The organism is Filibacter tadaridae (genome assembly GCF_900609045.1).
Lineage (GTDB): Bacteria > Bacillota > Bacilli > Bacillales_A > Planococcaceae > Sporosarcina > Sporosarcina tadaridae.
The window spans coordinates 1-235 of the sequence record NZ_UXAV01000038.1 but is presented as its reverse complement, the minus strand read 5'-3'; the positions used below and the strand labels follow the sequence as shown (position 1 = coordinate 235).

Below are 235 nucleotides of genomic sequence, written 5' to 3'. Positions count from 1 at the left end.
TAAGTAAGACCCCTCAAAGAAGATGAGGTTGATAGGTTCGGGGTGGAAGCACGGCGACGTGTGGAGCTGACGAATACTAATCGGTCGAGGACTTAACCATATTTAAAAAGAGCATGGTTGGCTCTGATGTACGTACACAATGTTTGTTTTATCCGGTTTTGAGCGAACAAGCTCAAAATAGTCTGGTGACGATTGCGAAGAGGTCACACCCGTTCCCATACCGAACACGGAAGTT

Annotated in this window: 2 rRNA genes; both read left to right on the top strand. The window is 46.4% G+C overall.

The annotated features are described in order from the left end of the window. Window positions 1-100, top strand: a 23S ribosomal RNA gene (locus FILTAD_RS07885); the annotation flags it as partial. Between the two features lie 81 nt (window positions 101-181). Continuing rightward, window positions 182-235: ribosomal RNA gene (gene rrf, locus FILTAD_RS16285) — 5S ribosomal RNA — on the top strand; the annotation flags it as partial.